The sequence below is a fragment of the Herbidospora sp. RD11066 genome, assembly GCF_054661255.1.
The window spans coordinates 1-256 of the sequence record NZ_BAAGDO010000242.1; the positions used below are offsets into that span (position 1 = coordinate 1).

Annotated in this window: 1 protein-coding gene; it reads right to left on the bottom strand. The window is 52.0% G+C overall.

Annotated elements, in window-relative coordinates:
• A partial coding sequence (locus ACYQ78_RS39830; protein WP_459806184.1) for a photosystem I reaction center subunit XI occupies positions 1–131 on the bottom strand: 131 nt, incomplete at its 3' end.
• Between the last annotated feature and the right edge of the window lie 125 nt (positions 132–256).

A 256-nucleotide genomic window follows, 5' to 3' on the forward strand; every position in this document is an offset into this window, starting at 1 on the left:
CCTGGAAGGTTTGCGAGGTACCATGCAATCAGTGGGCTTGATGTCACTGGAGTCTCGAGACTTCCGATGAACGGGTCACCGTTGATGGGCTGGACGACTTGGTATGAAGGCTTTTCACTTTGAACAGCCACAATGGTGGAAGAAGATCTCTTGGAAGAGGGGAAGGCCCTAAGAGGTGAGCCAGAAAGGCCTTTAGGTGCAACTGGTCTTGTGGTGGTCAATGAGGAGGTCAAGCCAGTTTTGAGTTGGAGGCTAG